Source organism: Limosilactobacillus alvi (assembly GCF_016900115.1).
GTDB lineage: Bacteria > Bacillota > Bacilli > Lactobacillales > Lactobacillaceae > Limosilactobacillus > Limosilactobacillus alvi.
Genome location: NZ_JACJJQ010000119.1, coordinates 1 through 258, shown reverse-complemented (window position 1 = coordinate 258; position 258 = coordinate 1). Strand labels below are relative to the sequence as shown.

Below are 258 nucleotides of genomic sequence, written 5' to 3'. Positions count from 1 at the left end.
GTGCTCGGCCACACGGTCCGCCAGCGGCGTGGATACGATGGACTTCACGCACACCGGGTCTTTCGGCATGGTGCCGTTCTCGATGCGACCCTTGCAGATGTAGTCCAACAGCAGCACGCCCACCTCGTTGCCGCTCAGCAGCTCGTAGCTGCCGTCCTTGCAGCGCACGGCGATACCCACGCGGTCGGCGTCGGGATCGGTGGCCAGCATCAGGTCCGCGCCGGTCTGCTCGGCCAGCGTGAGGCCCAGCGCCAGGGC

General features: G+C 68.2%; 1 pseudogene. It reads right to left on the bottom strand.

The features are described 5' to 3' along the window. Positions 1-258: pseudogene (locus H5993_RS09325) on the bottom strand (phospho-sugar mutase); the annotation flags it as partial.